This is a genomic window from Streptomyces sp. NBC_00029 (assembly GCF_045160505.1).
In the GTDB taxonomy this organism is placed as follows: domain Bacteria; phylum Actinomycetota; class Actinomycetes; order Streptomycetales; family Streptomycetaceae; genus Streptomyces.
Window position 1 is genome coordinate 4,314,331 of record NZ_CP108292.1, and the last position, 17,135, is coordinate 4,331,465.

17 protein-coding genes are annotated in these 17,135 nt (G+C 71.3%); 5 read left to right on the top strand and 12 right to left on the bottom strand.

The annotated features are described in order from the left end of the window. Positions 1-106: 106 nt before the first annotated feature. From rlmB to OG753_RS20215, 5 genes are all read right to left on the bottom strand, one after another. Positions 107-1,078 carry a 23S rRNA (guanosine(2251)-2'-O)-methyltransferase RlmB gene (gene rlmB / locus OG753_RS20195; RefSeq protein WP_327263155.1) on the bottom strand — a complete coding sequence of 324 codons (972 nt, stop codon included), beginning with the start codon at positions 1,076-1,078 and terminating at the stop codon, positions 107-109. Between the two features lie 94 nt (positions 1,079-1,172). Beyond that, complete coding sequence (cysS, locus tag OG753_RS20200; protein WP_405789473.1) at positions 1,173-2,579, bottom strand: cysteine--tRNA ligase; 1,407 nt, start codon at positions 2,577-2,579, stop codon at positions 1,173-1,175. 94 nt (positions 2,580-2,673) lie between these two features. Beyond that, on the bottom strand, positions 2,674-3,186 hold the full coding sequence (gene ispF, locus OG753_RS20205; RefSeq protein ID WP_327263157.1) for a 2-C-methyl-D-erythritol 2,4-cyclodiphosphate synthase: 513 nt from the start codon (positions 3,184-3,186) through the stop codon (positions 2,674-2,676). Continuing rightward, the gene (gene ispD / locus OG753_RS20210; protein WP_327263158.1) at positions 3,176-3,922 is read right to left on the bottom strand and encodes a 2-C-methyl-D-erythritol 4-phosphate cytidylyltransferase; all 747 of its coding nucleotides are present in this window, start codon (positions 3,920-3,922) and stop codon (positions 3,176-3,178) included. Before ispD ends, ispF begins: the two co-directional genes overlap by 11 nt. A 289-nt stretch (positions 3,923-4,211) precedes the next feature. After that, a complete protein-coding gene (locus tag OG753_RS20215) occupies positions 4,212-4,694 on the bottom strand; it encodes a CarD family transcriptional regulator (RefSeq protein WP_003953493.1) in 483 nt (160 codons plus the stop codon). 624 nt (positions 4,695-5,318) lie between these two features. Here OG753_RS20215 and OG753_RS20220 point away from each other — a divergent pair. Continuing rightward, positions 5,319-6,020: a DUF461 domain-containing protein gene (locus tag OG753_RS20220; protein WP_405789475.1), complete on the top strand. Its 702-nt coding sequence runs from the start codon at positions 5,319-5,321 to the stop codon at positions 6,018-6,020. A gap of 255 nt (positions 6,021-6,275) precedes the next feature. Here the strand turns inward: OG753_RS20220 and OG753_RS20225 are convergent, their stop codons facing one another. After that, a complete protein-coding gene (locus OG753_RS20225; protein ID WP_030387286.1) occupies positions 6,276-6,956 on the bottom strand; it encodes a response regulator transcription factor in 681 nt (226 codons plus the stop codon). Positions 6,957-6,997: 41 nt separating this feature from the next. Beyond that, positions 6,998-8,197, bottom strand: coding sequence for an ATP-binding protein (locus OG753_RS20230; protein WP_327263160.1), 1,200 nt, complete (start codon positions 8,195-8,197; stop codon positions 6,998-7,000). A gap of 229 nt (positions 8,198-8,426) precedes the next feature. Here OG753_RS20230 and phoU point away from each other — a divergent pair, with 229 nt between their 5' ends. Both phoU and OG753_RS20240 read left to right on the top strand, forming a co-directional pair. Further along, positions 8,427-9,104, top strand: coding sequence for a phosphate signaling complex protein PhoU (gene phoU / locus OG753_RS20235; protein ID WP_327263161.1), 678 nt, complete (start codon positions 8,427-8,429; stop codon positions 9,102-9,104). A 140-nt stretch (positions 9,105-9,244) separates the two neighbouring features. Beyond that, positions 9,245-9,394 (top strand): hypothetical protein, encoded by a 150-nt coding sequence (locus OG753_RS20240; protein ID WP_327263162.1) that lies wholly within the window; start codon positions 9,245-9,247, stop codon positions 9,392-9,394. A 152-nt stretch (positions 9,395-9,546) separates the two neighbouring features. Here the strand turns inward: OG753_RS20240 and OG753_RS20245 are convergent, their stop codons facing one another. Next, positions 9,547-10,104, bottom strand: a complete 558-nt coding sequence (locus OG753_RS20245) for a TetR/AcrR family transcriptional regulator (protein ID WP_405789478.1) — start codon at positions 10,102-10,104, stop codon at positions 9,547-9,549. Positions 10,105-10,201: 97 nt separating this feature from the next. Here OG753_RS20245 and OG753_RS20250 point away from each other — a divergent pair, with 97 nt between their 5' ends. After that, the gene (locus tag OG753_RS20250) at positions 10,202-10,795 is read left to right on the top strand and encodes a DUF2867 domain-containing protein (protein ID WP_405789480.1); all 594 of its coding nucleotides are present in this window, start codon (positions 10,202-10,204) and stop codon (positions 10,793-10,795) included. Positions 10,796-10,860: 65 nt separating this feature from the next. On the opposite strand, the gene OG753_RS20255 is transcribed toward OG753_RS20250, so the two are convergent. Together OG753_RS20255 and OG753_RS20260 are read right to left on the bottom strand one after the other, a co-directional pair. After that, on the bottom strand, positions 10,861-12,630 hold the full coding sequence (locus OG753_RS20255; protein ID WP_405789482.1) for a hypothetical protein: 1,770 nt from the start codon (positions 12,628-12,630) through the stop codon (positions 10,861-10,863). A 136-nt stretch (positions 12,631-12,766) separates the two neighbouring features. Then, positions 12,767-13,528 carry a phosphoglyceromutase gene (locus OG753_RS20260; RefSeq protein ID WP_109780007.1) on the bottom strand — a complete coding sequence of 254 codons (762 nt, stop codon included), beginning with the start codon at positions 13,526-13,528 and terminating at the stop codon, positions 12,767-12,769. Positions 13,529-13,681: 153 nt separating this feature from the next. On the opposite strand from OG753_RS20260, the gene OG753_RS20265 reads away from it, so the two are divergent. Beyond that, positions 13,682-15,013, top strand: a complete 1,332-nt coding sequence (locus OG753_RS20265; RefSeq protein WP_405789484.1) for an MDR family MFS transporter — start codon at positions 13,682-13,684, stop codon at positions 15,011-15,013. A gap of 225 nt (positions 15,014-15,238) precedes the next feature. Here the strand turns inward: OG753_RS20265 and OG753_RS20270 are convergent, their stop codons facing one another. Together OG753_RS20270 and mshA are read right to left on the bottom strand one after the other, a co-directional pair. Beyond that, positions 15,239-15,724: a YbjN domain-containing protein gene (locus tag OG753_RS20270; RefSeq protein WP_405789486.1), complete on the bottom strand. Its 486-nt coding sequence runs from the start codon at positions 15,722-15,724 to the stop codon at positions 15,239-15,241. Continuing rightward, positions 15,717-17,087, bottom strand: coding sequence for a D-inositol-3-phosphate glycosyltransferase (gene mshA, locus OG753_RS20275; RefSeq protein ID WP_383200777.1), 1,371 nt, complete (start codon positions 17,085-17,087; stop codon positions 15,717-15,719). Before mshA ends, OG753_RS20270 begins: the two co-directional genes overlap by 8 nt. Positions 17,088-17,135: the final 48 nt, after the last annotated feature.

The window sequence follows — 17,135 nt, forward strand, 5'->3', positions numbered from 1 at the left end:
GGATGTGTCCGAGACCCGTCAAGATCAAGCCACCCCGCCCGAATCAGGCGGGGTGACACGCTCACGGGTCACATTCCCTGAGCCAAGTGGATCAGTCGCGCGGAGCTCAGACGCGGCCGCGGGTGGCGCGGCGGCGGGCCGCCTCGTAGAGCACGACGCCCGCGGCGACACCGGCGTTGAGCGACTCGGCGCCGCCCGGCATCGGGATGCGCACGAGGTAGTCGCAGTTCTCGCCGACGAGACGGCCCAGCCCCTTGCCCTCGGAGCCGACGACGATGACGACCGGGCCGCCGAGCACCTCGAGGTCCTGGACCTCGTGGGTGCCCTCGGCCGCGAGGCCGACGACGGTGATGCCGGCCTTCTTGTAGTCCTGGAGGGCGCGGGTCAGGTTGGTGACGCGCGAGACCGGGGTACGGGCGGCGGTGCCGGCCGAGGTCTTCCACGCACCGGCGGTCATGCCGGCGGCGCGGCGCTCGGGGATGACCACGCCGTGGCCGCCGAAGGCGGAGACGGAACGGACGATCGCGCCGAGGTTGCGCGGGTCGGTGACGCCGTCGAGGGCGACGATCAGCGGGTCGTCGCCGTTGTCGTAGGCGGCCGCGGTGAGGTCCTCGGGGTGCGCGTACTCGTACGGCGGGACCTGGAGGACCAGGCCCTGGTGGTTGAGCCCGTTGGTCATGCGGTCGAGCTCGGGGCGCGGGGCTTCCATCAGGTTGATGTTGCCGCGCTCGCCGGCGAGCTGGAGGGCCTCGCGGACGCGCTCGTCGTTGTCGATGAACTGCTGGACGTAGAGCGTGGTGGCCGGGACCCCGTCGCGCAGCGCCTCGAAGACCGGGTTGCGGCCGACCACCATCTCGCTGGTGCCCTTGGGACCGCCGCGGCGCGGGGCCGGGCGGCGCTTGGCGGCCTGCCGGGCCATGGCGTTGCTGATGCGGTTGGCCTTGTGCTTCTTGCGGTCCTCGGCCTTGGGCGTGGGGCCCCTGCCTTCCAGGCCCTTGCGCCGCTGGCCACCGCTGCCGACCGTCGCGCCCTTCTTGTTGGACGTGCGGCGGTTCCTGCGCTGGCTGTTCCCGGCCATGACTTCTACCTGTTTTCGTTGGTGCTGCGATATGTACGTATGAAGAGTGTGCCGCCCGGAGCGCCGGGCAGCACACCAAGTTCAGCTGCTGGGCTCAGCGGGGGCCGAGCGTCCAGCGCGGACCGGTGGGGCTGTCCTCGATGACCAGCCCGGACTGCTGGAGCTGGTCGCGGATCGCGTCGGCGGTCGCCCAGTCCTTGCGGGCCCGTGCGGACTCGCGCTGCTCCAGCACGAGTCGTACGAGGGTGTCCACGGCGCCGTGGAGCTCCTCGCCGCGGTCGGAGCCGTTCCCGCCGTCCCAGTGGGGGTCGAGCGGGTCCAGGCCGAGGACGCCCAGCATGGCCCGTACCTCGGACAGGCGCGCGATGGCCGCGTCCTTGTCGTCGGCGGCGAGCGCGCTGTTGCCCTGGCGGACGGTGGTGTGGACGATGGCGAGCGCCTGCGGGACGCCCAGGTCGTCGTCCATGGCCTCGGCGAAGGCGGGCGGGACCTCGGCCGCCGGCTCGACGGGACCGCCGGCCTTCTCGATGACGCGCTGGTAGAAGCCCTCGATCCGGGCGAAGGCCGATTCGGCCTCGCGCAGCGCGTCCTCGCTGTACTCGATCATCGACCGGTAGTGCGGGGTGCCGAGGTAGTAGCGCAGGACGATCGGGCGCCAGTTCTTGACCATCTCGGAGACGAGGACCGAGTTGCCCAGCGACTTGGACATCTTCTCGCCGGACATCGTGACCCAGGCGTTGTGGACCCAGTACTTCGCGAACTCGTCGCCGAAGGCCTTGGCCTGGGCGATCTCGTTCTCGTGGTGCGGGAAGATCAGGTCGAGCCCGCCGCCGTGGATGTCGAAGGCCTCGCCGAGGTACTTGTGCGCCATGGCCGAGCACTCCAGGTGCCAGCCGGGACGGCCGCGGCCCCACGGGGTCTCCCAGGAGGGCTCGCCGGGCTTGACGGACTTCCACATGGCGAAGTCGCGTGCGTCGCGCTTGCCCGTCTCGCCGGTGCTCTCCGGCTGGCGGATGTTGTCGAGCTCCTGGCGGGAGAGCGAGAGGTAATCGGCGTACGACTTCACGTCGAAGTAGACGTTGCCCTCGGACTCGTAGGCGTGACCGCGCTCGATGAGGCCGCGCATCATCTCGACCATCTCGGTGACGTGGCCGGTGGCACGCGGTTCGTAGGTGGGCGGGAGGCAGCCGAGCGCGGTGTAGCCGTCGTTGAAGGCGCGCTCGTTCTCGTAACCGATGGACCACCACGGGCGGCGCTGCTCGGCGGCCTTCGCGATGATCTTGTCGTCGATGTCCGTGACGTTGCGGATGAAGGTGACCTCGTAGCCCCGGTACTCGAACCAGCGGCGCATCATGTCGAAGTTGAGGCCCGACCGGATGTGCCCGATGTGCGGGGCGGCCTGCACCGTGGCGCCGCACAGGTAGATCGAGACACAGCCCGCGGTGAGCGGGGCGAAGTCGCGGATCTGCCGGGCGCTGGTGTCGTACAGGCGAATAGTCACGGCATCCAGGGTAGTGGCCCTGTAGCAGTGCCCCGCGACCCTTTCGGGACCCGGGGCACCTTTGTTGCCGAAGATGTGCGGCCGCTACGTGCGTTCAGGCCCGGTTCGTCCGGTACACGAGGGCGGTGGCGATGGCGGCGAGCCCTTCGGCACGACCGGTGAGCCCCAGTCCGTCGGTGGTGGTGCCGGACACGGAGACGGGGGCGCCGGCCGCGGCCGCGAGCGCCTTCTGTGCCTCTTCGCGCCGCTTGCCGATCTTCGGGCGTACGCCGATCACCTGGATGGCGATGTTGCCGATCTCGAAACCCTCGGCGCGGACGATGCGGGCCGCCTCCGCCAGAAGGGTGACGCCGGCGGCGCCGGACCACTCGGGGCGGGAGGTGCCGAAGTGCGCGCCGAGGTCACCGACGCCCGCGGCGGAGAAGAGCGCGTCGCAGGCGGCGTGGGCGGCGACGTCACCGTCGGAGTGGCCGGCCAGGCCGTCCTCGCCCTCCCAGAGCAGGCCGGCGCACCACAGCTCGCGGCCGGTCTCGAAGGCGTGGACGTCGGTGCCGATGCCGACGAGCGGGATCAGCGGCGCGGCGGGGGTGGTGGGCTCAGTAGCCATCGGTGGCCCTCCTGCGGGCGAGTACGGCCTCGGCGAGGACCAGGTCGAGCGGACGGGTGACCTTGAAGGCCTCTTCATGGCCCGGGATCACCACGACGGTGACACCCAGCCGTTCCACCATTCCGGCGTCGTCGGTGGCGCCCTCGCCGGCGACGGCGATCTCGGCGTGCGCGCGCAGGAGGGTGGCGAGGTCGAAGCCCTGCGGGGTCTGCACGGCGCGCAGCCGGGCCCGCTCGGGCGTGCCGAGGACCGGCTCGGGTTCGCCGGGCCTGCCGGGCTCGACCTCCTTGACCGTGTCGGCCAGGGGCAGCGCGGGCACCACGGCGGGCGCCCCGTCGCGCACGGCCTCCACGACCGAGTCCACGGTGTCCACGGGGACGAGCGGGCGGGCCGCGTCGTGGATGAGTACGGAGGTGACGTCCGCCGGCAGCGCGTCCAGGCCGGCGCGCACGGACTCCTGGCGGGTCTCCCCGCCGGGGACGACCAGCAGCTCGGTGCGCTCGGGCAGCGCGTGCTCGCCCAGCAGCAGGCGCACCTCGGCGGCCTCGGCGGGCGGGGCGACGACCACGACGAGGGAGACCGCGCGGGAGCGGGCCATCGCGCGTACGGCGTGGATGAGCATCGGGGTACCGCCGAGGGCCCGCAGGGCCTTGGGGGCGCCCGGACCGAGGCGTACCCCCCGGCCGGCGGCCGGGATCACCGCGGCGGTGCGGTGGGGACGCGTTACGTCAGACATTCAGTAGCTCCGAGCCAGGTTTGTGACTTCGGCCGACATGGGTATGGCCTGAAGGGTGCCGGGTGCGACGCCCTCGCCCCTTCCGTGACGACCGGTCGAGCAGGCTGCCCGGGCCCGGCACGCCATCGCGGTGGCGGCGATGGTGGCAATGATGCAGTGGATGCAACAGGTGCAAGAGGTACGGATACAGACATGCCGCAGCGCCCGGCAACAGGCCTCTCGTGGAGGAGAGACCTTGTCATCGGGCACCGCGGCAAGCTGCGCACCAAACTGTGCACGGGGACTCGCGTCAGGACGCGAGCACCTCGTCGAGGAGGGCCTCGGCCTTGTCCTCGTTCGTGTTCTCAGCGAGCGCGAGCTCGCTCACCAGAATCTGGCGCGCCTTCGCGAGCATGCGCTTCTCGCCCGCGGAAAGCCCGCGCTCACGCTCACGACGCCACAGGTCACGCACCACTTCGGCGACCTTGATGACATCGCCAGAAGCGAGCTTCTCCAGATTTGCCTTGTAGCGCCGGGACCAGTTCGTCGGCTCTTCTGCATACGGTGCACGAAGCACCTCGAAGACCCGGTCCAGCCCGTCCTGGCCGACTACGTCGCGAACGCCGACGAACTCCGCATTGTCCGCAGGCACACGAACCGTCAGGTCGCCCTGGGCGACCTTGAGCACCAAGTAGGTCTTGTCCACGCCTTTGATCTGACGAGTCTCAATGGCCTCGATCAGCGCGGCCCCGTGATGGGGATAGACCACGGTGTCGCCAACCTTGAACGTCATGTGACAGGTACCCCTTCCGTGGCTATCCAGGGTAACACGAGAACTGACTGTTATGAATGGCGTTTTCGCAGGTCAGGGCACATCTCGGGGCTTGACAACAGCGACACGAACGTGCTGCGAAGGGCTTCCGGAAGGGGGTATTCGCAGGTCGGGGGCGCTGCGCGGACCAGGCGAAAGGGCCACGCTACACCTGCCCCGCACCTCCATCCGTGTGACGTACGTCCCGATTTGCCGGGTTCCGAGTCGGGAAACCGAACTACTCCGTTGGACTGGCGGCCGCCCGCACCGAGCGCGTTCCGGCCCAATCCTGAATTGATCACGAAGTGGTGTTCGGGGGAATCCGGAAATTGATCAACGGGGGTCCGGCGCACGATATGCGAGCACCACAAGATCGGCTCGGTGAACGGCACAGCGGAATGCAAGATCGCGGGACGCGCCCAGGGTGGCGGCGGCGCTGCGGAGGGTCGGGTGCGGGGGCGGGGCGGCGGCTCGGTAACCTAAGCGCGCTGACACACCCTTAGAGCGGCTTTACCTCGGCCGTTCCAGGGGGTACCGGTACCTCCCAGCGGTAGCGCTGGGCGGAGCCCACCCTCCCTTCCGATCGTCCAAGGAGTTGCCGCCGCCGTGAGCCGCAGCCTTCGACGCGGCGCCCTCGCCGCCACCGCCGTCATGTTCTCGATCGCTTCGCTGGCCGCCTGTGGTGCGGGCAACGATGCGCAGACTCTCCAGATCAAGCCGGACAACGCCGCCGTCACCAAGGGCGAGATCCAGGTCCAGAACGCGCTGGTGATCACCCAGGGCCAGAAGGGCGAGAAGGGTCCCGCGGTCGTCTCCGCGACGGTCTTCAACAACGGCACCAAGGCTCAGACGCTTGACGGCATCACCCTCCCGGGTGGCAAGGGCAAGGTCGTGCTGAAGCCCGCCGAGGGCGCCGGCAAGGTCACCGTGCCGGCCCTCGGCTACGTCGTGATCGGCGGCAAGGGCAACGCCTCCGCCGTGATCGAGGACGGCGCCGCGACCGTCCGGGACGGCGAGGTCCAGAAGGTCCTCTTCCAGCTGAGCAGCACGGGCGGCGTCGAGCTGGAGGCCTTCGTGGTCCCGGCCACCGGTGCGTTCGCGCCGTTCGGCCCGACCGCGGCCCCGGCCCCTGCCGCCTCCCCGTCCGGCTCCCCCTCGGGCACGCCGTCGGGCTCCCCGTCCGGGTCCCCGTCGGGCTCCCCGTCGGCCGGTGCCTCCGGTTCCGCCTCGGGCTCCCCGTCCGGGTCCCCCGCGGCCGGCGCCACCGGCAAGCCGTCGGGCTCCCCCTCGCACAGCGCGGGCCACTGACGTACGCATACGGGAAGGGCCCCCATCCGCATCAGCGGATGGGGGCCCTTCCCGTACTGCACTACGGCGGCCCGGCCCACGGCTCGAACTTGTAGCCGAGACCTCGCACGGTGACCAGGTAGCGCGGCGCGCCCGGGTCCGGCTCGAACCCCGTCCCGCGTGCGCCCCTCGCACGGCGAGGCCCAGGGGGCCTCACCGGCGTCGGGACGCTGCGCCGGCCTCCGGCCGGCCTCGGAGCGCAGGAGCGTCGTCGGCCTACGGCTCGAACTTGTAGCCGAGACCTCGCACGGTGACCAGGTAGCGCGGCGCGCCCGGGTCCGGCTCGATCTTGGCGCGCAGGCGCTTGACGTGGACGTCGAGGGTCTTGGTGTCGCCGACGTAGTCGGCGCCCCAGACCCGGTCGATGAGCTGCATACGGGTCAGCACGCGGCCCGCGTTGCGCAGCAGCATCTCCAGCAGGTCGAACTCCTTCAGCGGGAGGTCCACCTTGCCGCCGGCGACGGTGACCACGTGGCGGTCGACGTCCATCCGTACGGGGCCCGCCTCCAGGGCCGCCGGAGTGACCTCCTCCGGCTCACCGCGGCGGCGCAGGACCGCGCGGATGCGGGCCACCAGCTCGCGGGAGGAGAAGGGCTTCGTGACGTAGTCGTCCGCTCCTATTTCCAGCCCGACGACCTTGTCGATCTCGCTGTCCTTGGCGGTCACCATGATCACGGGGACGTTGGAGCGGCCGCGCAGCTGCCGGCAGACCTCCGTGCCGGGCAGGCCGGGGAGCATCAGGTCGAGGAGGACGAGGTCGGCGCCGTTGCGCTCGAACTCGTCCAGCCCGTCGGGCCCGGTCGCGGCGATGGCGACCTCGAAGCCCTCCTTGCGGAGCATGTAGGACAGGGCGTCGCTGAAGGATTCCTCATCCTCGACGACGAGCACTCGGGTCACGGAAGGACCTCCGGGGCAGGAATGGCTGGAGCGGTTCTGGGTCAGGCAGGGGTCGGGTGGGTACGGGGGGCCGCCGCCGGGGCCGGCGCGGCTGCTTCAGGGAGTCTCAGAGTGAACGTGGAACCCTGGCCCTCCGAGCTCCATACCGACACCTCCCCGCCGTGCGAGGCCGCCACGTGCTTCACGATCGCAAGGCCGAGGCCGGTTCCTCCCGTGGCGCGGGAGCGGGCCGGGTCCACGCGGTAGAAGCGCTCGAAGATGCGCTCGCGGTCCTTTTCCGGGATGCCGATGCCCTGGTCGGTTACGGCGATCTCGATCAAGTCTCCCCCAGGAGCCGTCACCCTGCGTCCGGCGATACCGACGCGGGTGCGGGCGGGGCTGTAGTTGACGGCGTTCTCGACCAGGTTTCCGAGGGCGGCCGCGAGCTGTCCCCGGTTGCCCCATACGCGCAGGTCGGCGGTGCCGCCCGCGGCCATGGTGATCTGCTTGGAGGACGCCGTGTGGCGGCAGCGGTCGATGGCCTCGGCGACCAGCGTGTCCACGCGTACGGGCTCGGCGTCCTCCAGCGGGTCGTCGTTCTGCACCCGGGAGAGGTCGATGAGCTCCTGCACGAGGTTGATCAGCCGGGTGGACTCGATCTGCATGCGGCCGGCGAAACGGCTGACCGCCTCGGGGTCGTCCGCGGCGTCCATGACGGCCTCGGACAGCAGGGAGATCGCCCCGACCGGGGTTTTCAGCTCGTGCGACACGTTGGCCACGAAGTCGCGGCGTACGGCCTCGATGCGGCGGGCCTCGGTGAGGTCCTCGACCAGGAGGAGCACCAGGCGGGAGCCGAGCGGGGCGACGCGCGCCGAGACCGCGAGGGCCTCTCCCCGGCCGGTACCGCGCCGGGGCAGGTCCAGCTCGACCTGGCGTATCTCCCCGTCGCGGCGGGTGTCGCGGGCCATGTGGAGCATGGGCTCGACGGCGAGCTTGCCGCCGCGGACCAGCCCGAGTGCGTACGCCGCCGAACTGGCCTTGACCACCGCGTCGCCCTCGTCCAGTACGACGGCCGAGGAGCGCAGCACCGAGAGGACGGTGTCCACGCCGGGCGGGAGCACGGCATTGATGTCGGGGCGCATGGAGCTCCGGGTGGGGCGGGCCTGGTCGCGCTCGCTCCAGCGGAACGCCAGCATCGCGATCACACCGGTGCACAGACCGGCGATCGCTGCAGCTGCGGCGACCGCCGCGTTCACGTCCATGGATCCAGGTTAAGCAGGCCGGACGACACTTCCACAGCCGTTCGGGTGGCACCTCGAACAGTCGTCGCCCAGAGTTCACCCTGGCGACGGGGTTGATTCACTTGTGGTGCCGGAGTCGGACGCGTTTGCGGCTCACCGTGTCAACGTGGGGCCGGAAGCCGCCCCAGGCCCGCCCCCGGGCAGTGCTCGCTGCAGTAGGCAGTAGTAGGTCGAGAGAGGGACACGAGACATGCGCGACGCGTACCACGAGGAACTGGACTCGATCGGAGAAGGCCTGGTCGAGATGGCCCGGCTCGTCGGTTCCGCGATCGGGCGGGCCACGACGTCCATGCTCGACGCCGACCTGAAGCTCGCCGAGAGCGTCATCGCCGCCGACCAGAAGGTCGACGACCTCCAGCACGACCTGGAGGCCCGCGCCATCGCCCTGCTGGCCCGCCAGCAGCCGGTCGCCACCGACCTGCGCATCGTGGTGACCTCGCTGCGCATGAGCGCCGACCTGGAGCGCAGCGGCGACCTGGCCCAGCACGTGGCGAAGCTCGCCCGGCTGCGCTTCCCGGACACGGCCGTGCCGCGGGACCTGCACGCCACCATGCTGGAGATGGGGCAGCTGGCGCAGCGCCTGATGGCGAAGGCCGCCGAGGTCATCATCACGAAGGACGTCGACCTGGCGCTCCAGCTGGAGCAGGACGACGACGAGATGGACCAGCTGCACCGCACGCTGTTCCAGCACCTGATGGACGACCGCTGGAAGCACGGCATCGAGACGGCGGTGGACGTGACGCTGCTGGGCCGCTACTACGAGCGCTTCGCCGACCACGCGGTGTCGGTGGCCAAGCGCGTGGTCTACCTGGTGACGGGTGAGCACGCGGACGACCTCCAGCAGCCGACCCAGGTCGACGGCGTCTGACACCGGCCCCTGCGCCGGGGGCGACGCCGAGCCCCAATGCGCCGTTGACGCGCCCGTGGCGCTGGGCATGAATGAGGGCGAGGGCGGTCGTCGTACGAAGTCCCGTATGCCGCGGGGCACCGCCTCTACGAGGAGGAACCATGCCCGATTCCCCCGTCCCCATCACCCCGGAGCAGGAGCAGCTGCCGAGGCCGGAGCCGTTGCGGCTGCCGCTGCTCGCGGCCTGCGGGTGCGGCTCCGGCTGCGGCTGCGGCTGCCAGTCCGGCGCCCCCTGCCAGTGCGGCGGCTGATCGCCTCCGCCGGCTCCACGCGCACGACGGGCCCCGTCCGAGTCCCTCGGCCGGGGCCTTTCGCATGCGCGGGCGGCCGCCTCCGCCGCCGTCGCCCTCGAGACCTGCGACGACCGGGCCGTCCCACGGGCGCCCACCTGCCGGAGGCGCGCCTACCTCAGGAGCCAGTGCTTCGTCAGTTCCATGACCTCCGCGCGCGTGTGCGCGCCGTGGTCGACGGCGATGAAGTGCTCGCCGATCCGCAGCGAGTAGGCGAGCAGGCAGCGGACCTCGACGTCGCCCTCGTCGGTGCAGATGGCGCGGAACAGCGAACGCAGGTAGTCCATGCGCCGGTTGTCGGTACGCCGCAGCCGCCGTGCGACGTCCTCGTCGCGGCGGGCCCAGTCGCGGATGGCGAGCTCGGCCGTCGTGCCCCTGACCGGTCCGTCGGCCGACGAGGCTATCTCGAAGAGCCGCTCCAGCCTGGCGCGCGCGTCTCCCCCGCCGCTCTCGACCTGCTCGATGACGGCCTCGGCGACCTCGTGCTCCCAGGTGTCGAGCATCTCGGTGAGCAGCGCGCCGCGGCTGCCGAAGTACCCGTAGAAGCCGCCCTTGCTGACGCCGAGCGCCTGCGCGAGCGACTCGACGCGGACGGCGTCGGGACCGCCGGCGGCCAGCGCCCGCAGCCCTTCCTCGATCCACTTGACGCGCGGTGTGCGGGTCGCGCCCATGGTGTGCTCCTCCTCACAGGACTCTCCTTCTATACGGTGCCGTATAGATGAGTGCTAGCCTCGATCTATACGGCATCGTATAGATAGGGGCCGATCAGTGAGACTCCCCAAGACCGCGCACACCTCGCTCCCCTGGCGGATCCACGAGATCGCCGGCGACTTCCAGGTGGAGGACGTGTGGGCGCTACCGACCCCGGGCGGGCCCGATGACCTCGCGCGCCTGGTGCACCAGTTCGCGGCCGGCACCGGGGACCCCGTCCCCTCCCCCGTGGCGCGCGTCCTCTTCGCCGTCCGCTGGAAGCTCGGCAAGCTGCTCGGCTGGGACAAGGAGGACGGCGGGCTCGGCGCCCGGGTCCCGACCCTGCGCGACCGCCTGCCGGCCGACCTCCGCGAGGGCGAGCGGGGCCCCGACCTGCGGTCGGCGCCGTTCACCTCCGTCTACCAGACCCACGACGAGTGGGTGGCGGAGACCGCGAACCGGACCATGCACGGGGCGCTGCACATCGGCTGGGTCCCGGACGGCAACGGCGGCTACCACGGCCAGATGACGGTCCTGGTGAAGCCGAACGGCCGCCTGGGCGCCTTCTACATGCTGGGCATCAAGCCCTTCCGCTACCTCGGGGTCTACCCGGCGCTGCTCCGCTCGATCGGCCGCGAATGGCGCGAGAACGCACCCACCGCCGGCCCCTGAGGGGGCGGGCACCGCGACACCCCCGCCTGCGGGGAGAATCGCGGCGCCCACTGGCACGTGCGGGGTCAGTCCTGGAGGAAGTAGCCGCTCACGTCCGCGACGACATCCACGGATCCCTCGTGGTTGTAGATGGTCACCGCGTCGGCCCAGACGTGACCACCGCAGTAGTTCAGCTCGGGAACCTGGCCGGTCACCGCGTTCGCGATGGTCTGCCCGGCGGTGAAGTTGAGGTTGGAGTACTCCGGCCACATGCCCTGGTAGCGGTCGCAGCCCGAGCTGGGGGCGGCCGACAGGTGGCTGCCGGCCGTGCCGTTGGTCGCAGTGACGTTCATGGTCACGCCGGTGACCCCGAACGGGGGGATGCCGTGCTTCCACGAGTTGGGCTGGATGTCCAGCTCCTTGTGCTCGCCGAGCGGCTTGCCCGGGGCCTCACGGGTGTCCAGGACCCGGGTGGGGCCGGTCGGGACGAACTTCGCACCGGTGTCGGAGTAGTAGCCGCTGATGTCGGCGACCAGCCCGACCGTCCCGGAGTGGTTGTAGAACTCGACCTTGCCGTCGGCCCCGACCGGGACGGTGACCTGGTTGGGGACCGTCTGGCCGGCCGTGAAGTTGAGGTTGGAGGCGGTCGGCCGCGCGGCACCGTGCGGGTAGGCGGTGACGAAGCTGCTCGCGGTCGGGTTGGTGGCGGTGACGTTCAGGGTGACCGCCCTGGCGCCGGGGTACTTGCCGGCGACGTCCAGGGTGATGGTCCCGCCCGACCCGACCGGTCCGAACGGCCGCTCCGGGGTGCCCGGGTTCAGCCAGGGGTTGCGGGTGTCCATCAGCCGCTTCGGGCTGACCCCGGTGAAGCGCAGCCCGGAGTCGCCCTCCAGGTAGTAGCCGCTGATGTCGGCGATCAGGTCGACCGTTCCGGAGTGGTTGTAGAGGTCGACCGTGCCGTCGGCCCCGACCGGGACGGTGACCTGGTTGGGGACGGTCCGCCCCGCGGTGAAGTTGAGGTTGGAGGCGGTCGGCCGCGCGGCACCGTGCGGGTGGGCCGTGACGAAGCTGCCCGCGGTCGGGTTGGTGGCCGTCACGTTCAGGACCACCGCGGTGACCCCGGCGGCGGGCACCCCGGCGCGGCCCGCGACCTTGAGGTTCACCGACCGGCCGGAACCGACCTTGGCCGCCGGTGCGCCGACGCCGCTACGGGTGTCCAGCAGCCGGTTGGGCGTCACCGGAACGAAGGTGCCGGGAGTGCCGAAGGTGACCGGCTTGGTGCCGGCGCGCCCGTAGTAGTCGAACGTGATCGGCATCGGGGTGGGGTCGTAGCCGGAGCCAGTGGCCTGCAGCTGGGCCTTCAGCTCGGCGCCGCCCTCCCGGGGCGCGCCGGACAGCTGGAGGAACACGCCCGTGCAGTTGTTGGTGCAGGCCGGGATCCGCACCGTCATCGCACCGTCCCGGTGGACCGTCCAGCGGCGCACGGTCCAGTCCTCGCCGAACTCGGTGGCGGAGAAGTTGGTGCGGACCAGCAGCATCTGGGCGAGCTGCTGCGCGGAGTACCCCGAGGCGGCCACCGTCTCGGCGGGGAGCGCCAGCCGCAGGTCCGTGCCGGTCCAGTTCTTGCCGGAGTCGGGGCTGGTGAAGTTGATCCAGCAGGCTGACCCGGCGTCCTCGCCGCCCGGCACCTTCACGGGTGTCTCCGCCGGGTCGAACAGCGACCCGCCCGAGCCGTTCATGCAGAAGTTCCAGAGCTTGGGCAGCTTGTCGTCGGCCAGTGCGCTCTGGAACGGCAGCAGTCCGGAGAGCAGCAGCGCCCCGGCGGTCGCGGCCAGGGCGCGGTGGGTCGTTCGCATGTGGATTCCCCCCGAAAACGCGACCGGCTCCCCCTGAGCCGATCTTCAGGAAATCCTAAGCGCCCACGGCAGACAAAAGCCCCTGACCGGCACCGTTCGGGCAGGTCAGGGGCTTGGTCGCGCTGCTTGCTTCTGCCTACTTCTTCTTGCCCTGGTTCTTGACTGCCTCGATGGCGGCCGCCGCGGCGTCCGGGTCGAGGTAGGTGCCGCCCGGGTTCAGGGGCTTGAAGTCGGCGTCCAGTTCGTAGACGAGCGGGATGCCGGTCGGGATGTTCAGGCCCGTGATGTCGGCGTCGGAGATGCCGTCGAGGTGCTTGACCAGACCGCGCAGAGAGTTGCCGTGCGCGGCGACCAGGACCGTGCGGCCCGCGAGCAGGTCCGGGACGATGCCGTCGTACCAGTACGGCAGCATGCGCTCGACGACGTCCTTGAGGCACTCGGTGCGCGGGCGCAGCTCGTTCGGGATCGACGCGTAGCGCGGGTCCTCGGACTGCGAGAACTCCGTACCGTCCTCCAGGACCGGCGGCGGGGTGTCGTAGGAGCGGCGCCACAGCATGAACTGCTCCTCGCCGAACTCCGCGAGGGTCTGCGCCTTGTCCTTGCCCTGGAGCGCACCGTAGTGGCGCTCGTTCAGGCGCCAGGAGCGGTGCACCGGGATCCAGTGGCGGTCGGCGGCCTCCAGCGCGAGCTGCGCCGTGCGGATGGCGCGCTTCTGCAGGGAGGTGTGCAGAACGTCGGGCAGCAGGCCGGCGTCCTTGAGCAGCTCACCGCCGCGGACCGCCTCCTTTTCGCCCTTCTCGGTGAGGTTGACGTCCACCCAGCCGGTGAACAGGTTCTTCGCGTTCCAGTCGCTCTCGCCGTGGCGGAGGAGGATCAGCTTGTACGGTGCGTCGGCCATGCGCACGAGCCTAGTGGACGCCCCCTGGAGCTCGCGCGCGGTGCCCGGTCCCGCCGGATTGACGGCACGCGTCAATCGAGTGGCGCCCAGATCCCCGCCACTCGTAATGTGCACCGCGTACGAGTGATGCTTACACCGCCGGGGGGATCCTTCATGTCCGCTGCCCGTTTGGCACAAGCCGCCCGGGAGAGCGTCTCGGGGCTGCCCCGGGCCTTCTGGTGGCTCTGGGCGAGCACCCTGGTGAACCGGCTCGGTGCCTTCGTCGCCACCTTCATGACGCTGTACCTGACCCTGGACCGGGGCTACTCGGCCTCCTTCGCCGGACTCGTGGTCGCCCTCCACGGTCTCGGCGGTGTGATCTCCTCCCTCGTCGCCGGTGTGATGACCGACCGGCTGGGGCGCCGCCCCACGATGCTCGCGGCCCAGGCCTCGACCGCGTTCTCGGTGGCACTGCTCGGCTTCATGGAACACCCGGCGGCGATCGCGGCCGTGGCCCTGCTGGTCGGTATGACCTCGAACGCCTCCCGGCCGGCGGTCGCGGCGATGATGGCGGACATCGTCCGCCCCGAGGACCGCGTACGGGCCTTCGCGCTCAACTACTGGGCCATCAACCTCGGCTTCGCCGTCAGCGCGATGGCGGCGGGCCTGATCGCGGAGTACAGCTACCTGGCCGGCTTCCTGGGTGAGGCGGCGCTGACGCTGGCCTGCGCGGTGCTGGTCTTCGTGAAGGTGCCCGAGTCCCGGCCCGAGGGCGCGCCGGCCGATGCGGGCGAGGGGGCCGCGGCGGAGCCCGCGATCGGGCTCGGGACGGTGCTGCGCGACGGGCGGTTCATGGGCGTCGTCGGGCTGTCGTTCCTGATCTCGCTGATCTTCACACAGGGGTCGGTCGGCCTGCCGGTCGCCATGGGCGCCGCCGGCTTCTCGCCCGGGGACTACGGACTGGTCGTCGCCGTGAACGGACTGCTGATCGTGCTGCTGCAGATCCCGGTCACCCGGTTCATCGAGCACCGCGACCCGCAGAGGCTGCTGGTGATCTCGGCGCTGCTGGCGGGGTACGGGTTCGCGCTGACGGCCTTCGCCGGGCCGCTGTGGGCGTACGCGCTGACGGTGTGCGTGTGGACGCTCGCGGAGATCGTGAACTCGCCCACCCAGATGAGCCTGGTCGTGCGGCTCTCGCCGGTGCACGGCCGCGGGCGCTACCAGGGCGTCTACTCGATGTCCTGGTCGGTGGCCGCGCTGGTGGCGCCGCTGATGGCGGGCGTCCTGATCGACCGGCTCGGGGCCGGCTGGCTGTGGGGGGCGACGGGCGTGCTGGGCACGGTGGCGGCGGCCGGCTACTGGCTGCTGATGCGCAGCCTCCCCGAGAGTGCTGTGGGTGTGGCTGCCGGGGCGCGCGTGCCGACGGACGCGGCCGGGGTGTCCGCCGACGCGGCGGGCGAGGCCGGGGCGGCGGCGAAGCCCTCGGCGGCGGCCGGCGTGGCCTAAGGGCTGTCCCGTAATCCGCGGTGGGTCAGCGCACGGCGTCAGATGCGGTGCATCGCAAGGCGGAGGGTCGTGCTCATACCGGGTGTATTCGGGCGATCCGACAACGCAGCGAGGTGCCGTAGCTGGCGTCGTGCGCCCGCCGGGGATTACGGGACAGCCCTTAGGTCCTGTCGTCAGAGTCCCGCCCGGCCCGCGGCGCCCGGACCCGCCCGGACCCGGACGGGGCTACGACGGCTGCGTCAGGTGCTTGAACGCGTCGAGGTTGAAGGTCGGCTCGCCGCGCGAGACCCGCCATGCGTACTCGCGCCGGATCGCACTCGCGAAGCCCAGCTCCAGCAGGGTGTTGAAGGAGCCGTCCGCCGCCTCCAGGACCGTGCCGAGCAGCCGGTCCAGCTCGTCCGGGTCGACGACGGACAGGGGGAGCCGCGCCGTGAGGTAGATGTCGCCGAGGCGGTCCACCGCGTACGCCATGCCGTACAGCTTGAGATTGCGCTCCAGCAGCCAGCGGTGGACGCCCGCCTCGTTCTCGTCGGGGTGCCGGATCACGAAGGCGTTGACCGACAGCGAATGCCGGCCGATCTTGAGCGAGCAGGTGGTGCTCAGCTTGCGGGTGCCGGGGAGCTGGACGACGTAGGACCCCGGCTCGGGGCTCTCCCAGCTCAGCTCCGCGGCGGTGAGCGCGCTCTCGATGATCTCGGCGGTGTCAGCCATGGTGGGAGCGTACGCGACGACGATGATCATGCATGGCCGCGGTGTAGACGTCGGCCGTGCCGCTCGCAGCGGTGTCCCAGCCGAAGAACTGCGCGTGCCGCGCCGCCTCGGCGCCCATCCGGTCCGCGAGCCCGGGCTCGTCCACGAAGCGCCGCAGCTCCCGCGCGTAGTCCACCGGGTCGTGCCCGGGTACGAGGATCCCCGTGACCCCGTCGTTGACGGCGACGGGCAGTCCGCCGACCTCGGCGGCGAGCACCGGCGTACCGGCGGCCTGGGCCTCTATCGCGACGAGGCCGAAGGACTCGCTGTAGGAGGGCATGACCAGGACGGACGCCGCCCGGAACCAGTCCGCGAGCCCGTCCTGCGCGACCGGCGGGTGGAAGTGCACGAGGTCGGCGATCCCGAGCTTCGCGGCGAGCTTCTGCAGCCCCTCCGGTTTGGCGAGGCCGCTGCCGCTGGGACCGCCGACGACGGGGACGAAGAGGCGGCGGCGCAGCGACGGGTCCCGGTCGACCATGACCGCGGTGGCGCGCAGCAGGATGTCGGGGGCCTTCAGCGGCTGGATCCGCCCGGCGAAGAGGGGGATGACCGCGTCCTGCGGCAGGCCGAGGCGGGCACGGGCGGCGGCCCGCCCGTCGCCGACCGTGAAGCGGTCGAGGTTCACGCCGGGGTGGACGACGGCCACCTTGCCGGGGTCCGCCTCGTAGTGCCGGACGAGCTCGTCGGCCTCCTCGGCGGTGTTCGCGATGAGCCGGTCGGCGGCGGCCACGATCTGGGTCTCGCCTATGACGCGGGCGGCGGGCTCGGGCGTGTCCCCCTCGGCCATCGCCGCGTTCTTGACCTTCGCCATGGTGTGCATGGCGTGCACGAGCGGGACGCCCCAGCGTTCGGCGGCGAGCCAGCCCACGTGGCCGGAGAGCCAGTAGTGGGAGTGGACGAGGTCGTAGTAGCCGGGGCGGTGGCCGGCCCAGGCCTGCATGACGCCGTGGGTGAAGGCGCACAGCTGGGCCGGGAGCTCCTCCTTGGCGAGGCCTTCGTACGGGCCCGCGTCCACGTGCCGTACGAGGACCCCGGGGGCCAGCTCGACCACGGGCGGCAGCCCGCCGGTGGTGGCCCGGGTGAAGATCTCGACCTCGATGTTGATCGCGGCGAGCCGCTTGGCCAGCTCCACGATGTAGACGTTCATTCCGCCGGCGTCGCCGGTGCCGGGCTGGTGCAGCGGTGAGGTGTGCACGCTGAGCATGGCCACGCGGCGCGGCTTGCGGTGGTGGCCGACGGCCGGCAGGCGCAGCCGGGGCGGGTCGTGGCGGGTGGCACGGGCGGCAGCGAGTCGACCACTGAGGCGGGACACGTACTGGCTCAAGGGACCAGTCCTCTCGGCTCGGACGGCGCGCGCACGACGCTCGGACGG

Excerpts from the sequence above, each read along its gene's own strand:
- rlmB (WP_327263155.1), bottom strand. The coding sequence starts at position 1,078 with ATGGCCGGGAACAGCCAGCGCAGGAACCGCCGCACGTCCAACAAGAAG.
- ispF (WP_327263157.1), bottom strand. The coding sequence starts at position 3,186 with ATGGCTACTGAGCCCACCACCCCCGCCGCGCCGCTGATCCCGCTCGTC.
- ispD (WP_327263158.1), bottom strand. The coding sequence starts at position 3,922 with ATGTCTGACGTAACGCGTCCCCACCGCACCGCCGCGGTGATCCCGGCC.
- OG753_RS20215 (WP_003953493.1), bottom strand. The coding sequence starts at position 4,694 with ATGACGTTCAAGGTTGGCGACACCGTGGTCTATCCCCATCACGGGGCC.
- OG753_RS20230 (WP_327263160.1), bottom strand. The coding sequence starts at position 8,197 with ATGGACGTGAACGCGGCGGTCGCCGCAGCTGCAGCGATCGCCGGTCTG.
- phoU (WP_327263161.1), top strand. The coding sequence starts at position 8,427 with ATGCGCGACGCGTACCACGAGGAACTGGACTCGATCGGAGAAGGCCTG.
- OG753_RS20240 (WP_327263162.1), top strand. The coding sequence starts at position 9,245 with ATGCCCGATTCCCCCGTCCCCATCACCCCGGAGCAGGAGCAGCTGCCG.
- OG753_RS20245 (WP_405789478.1), bottom strand. The coding sequence starts at position 10,104 with ATGGGCGCGACCCGCACACCGCGCGTCAAGTGGATCGAGGAAGGGCTG.
- OG753_RS20255 (WP_405789482.1), bottom strand. The coding sequence starts at position 12,630 with ATGCGAACGACCCACCGCGCCCTGGCCGCGACCGCCGGGGCGCTGCTG.
- OG753_RS20260 (WP_109780007.1), bottom strand. The coding sequence starts at position 13,528 with ATGGCCGACGCACCGTACAAGCTGATCCTCCTCCGCCACGGCGAGAGC.
- OG753_RS20265 (WP_405789484.1), top strand. The coding sequence starts at position 13,682 with ATGTCCGCTGCCCGTTTGGCACAAGCCGCCCGGGAGAGCGTCTCGGGG.
- OG753_RS20270 (WP_405789486.1), bottom strand. The coding sequence starts at position 15,724 with ATGGCTGACACCGCCGAGATCATCGAGAGCGCGCTCACCGCCGCGGAG.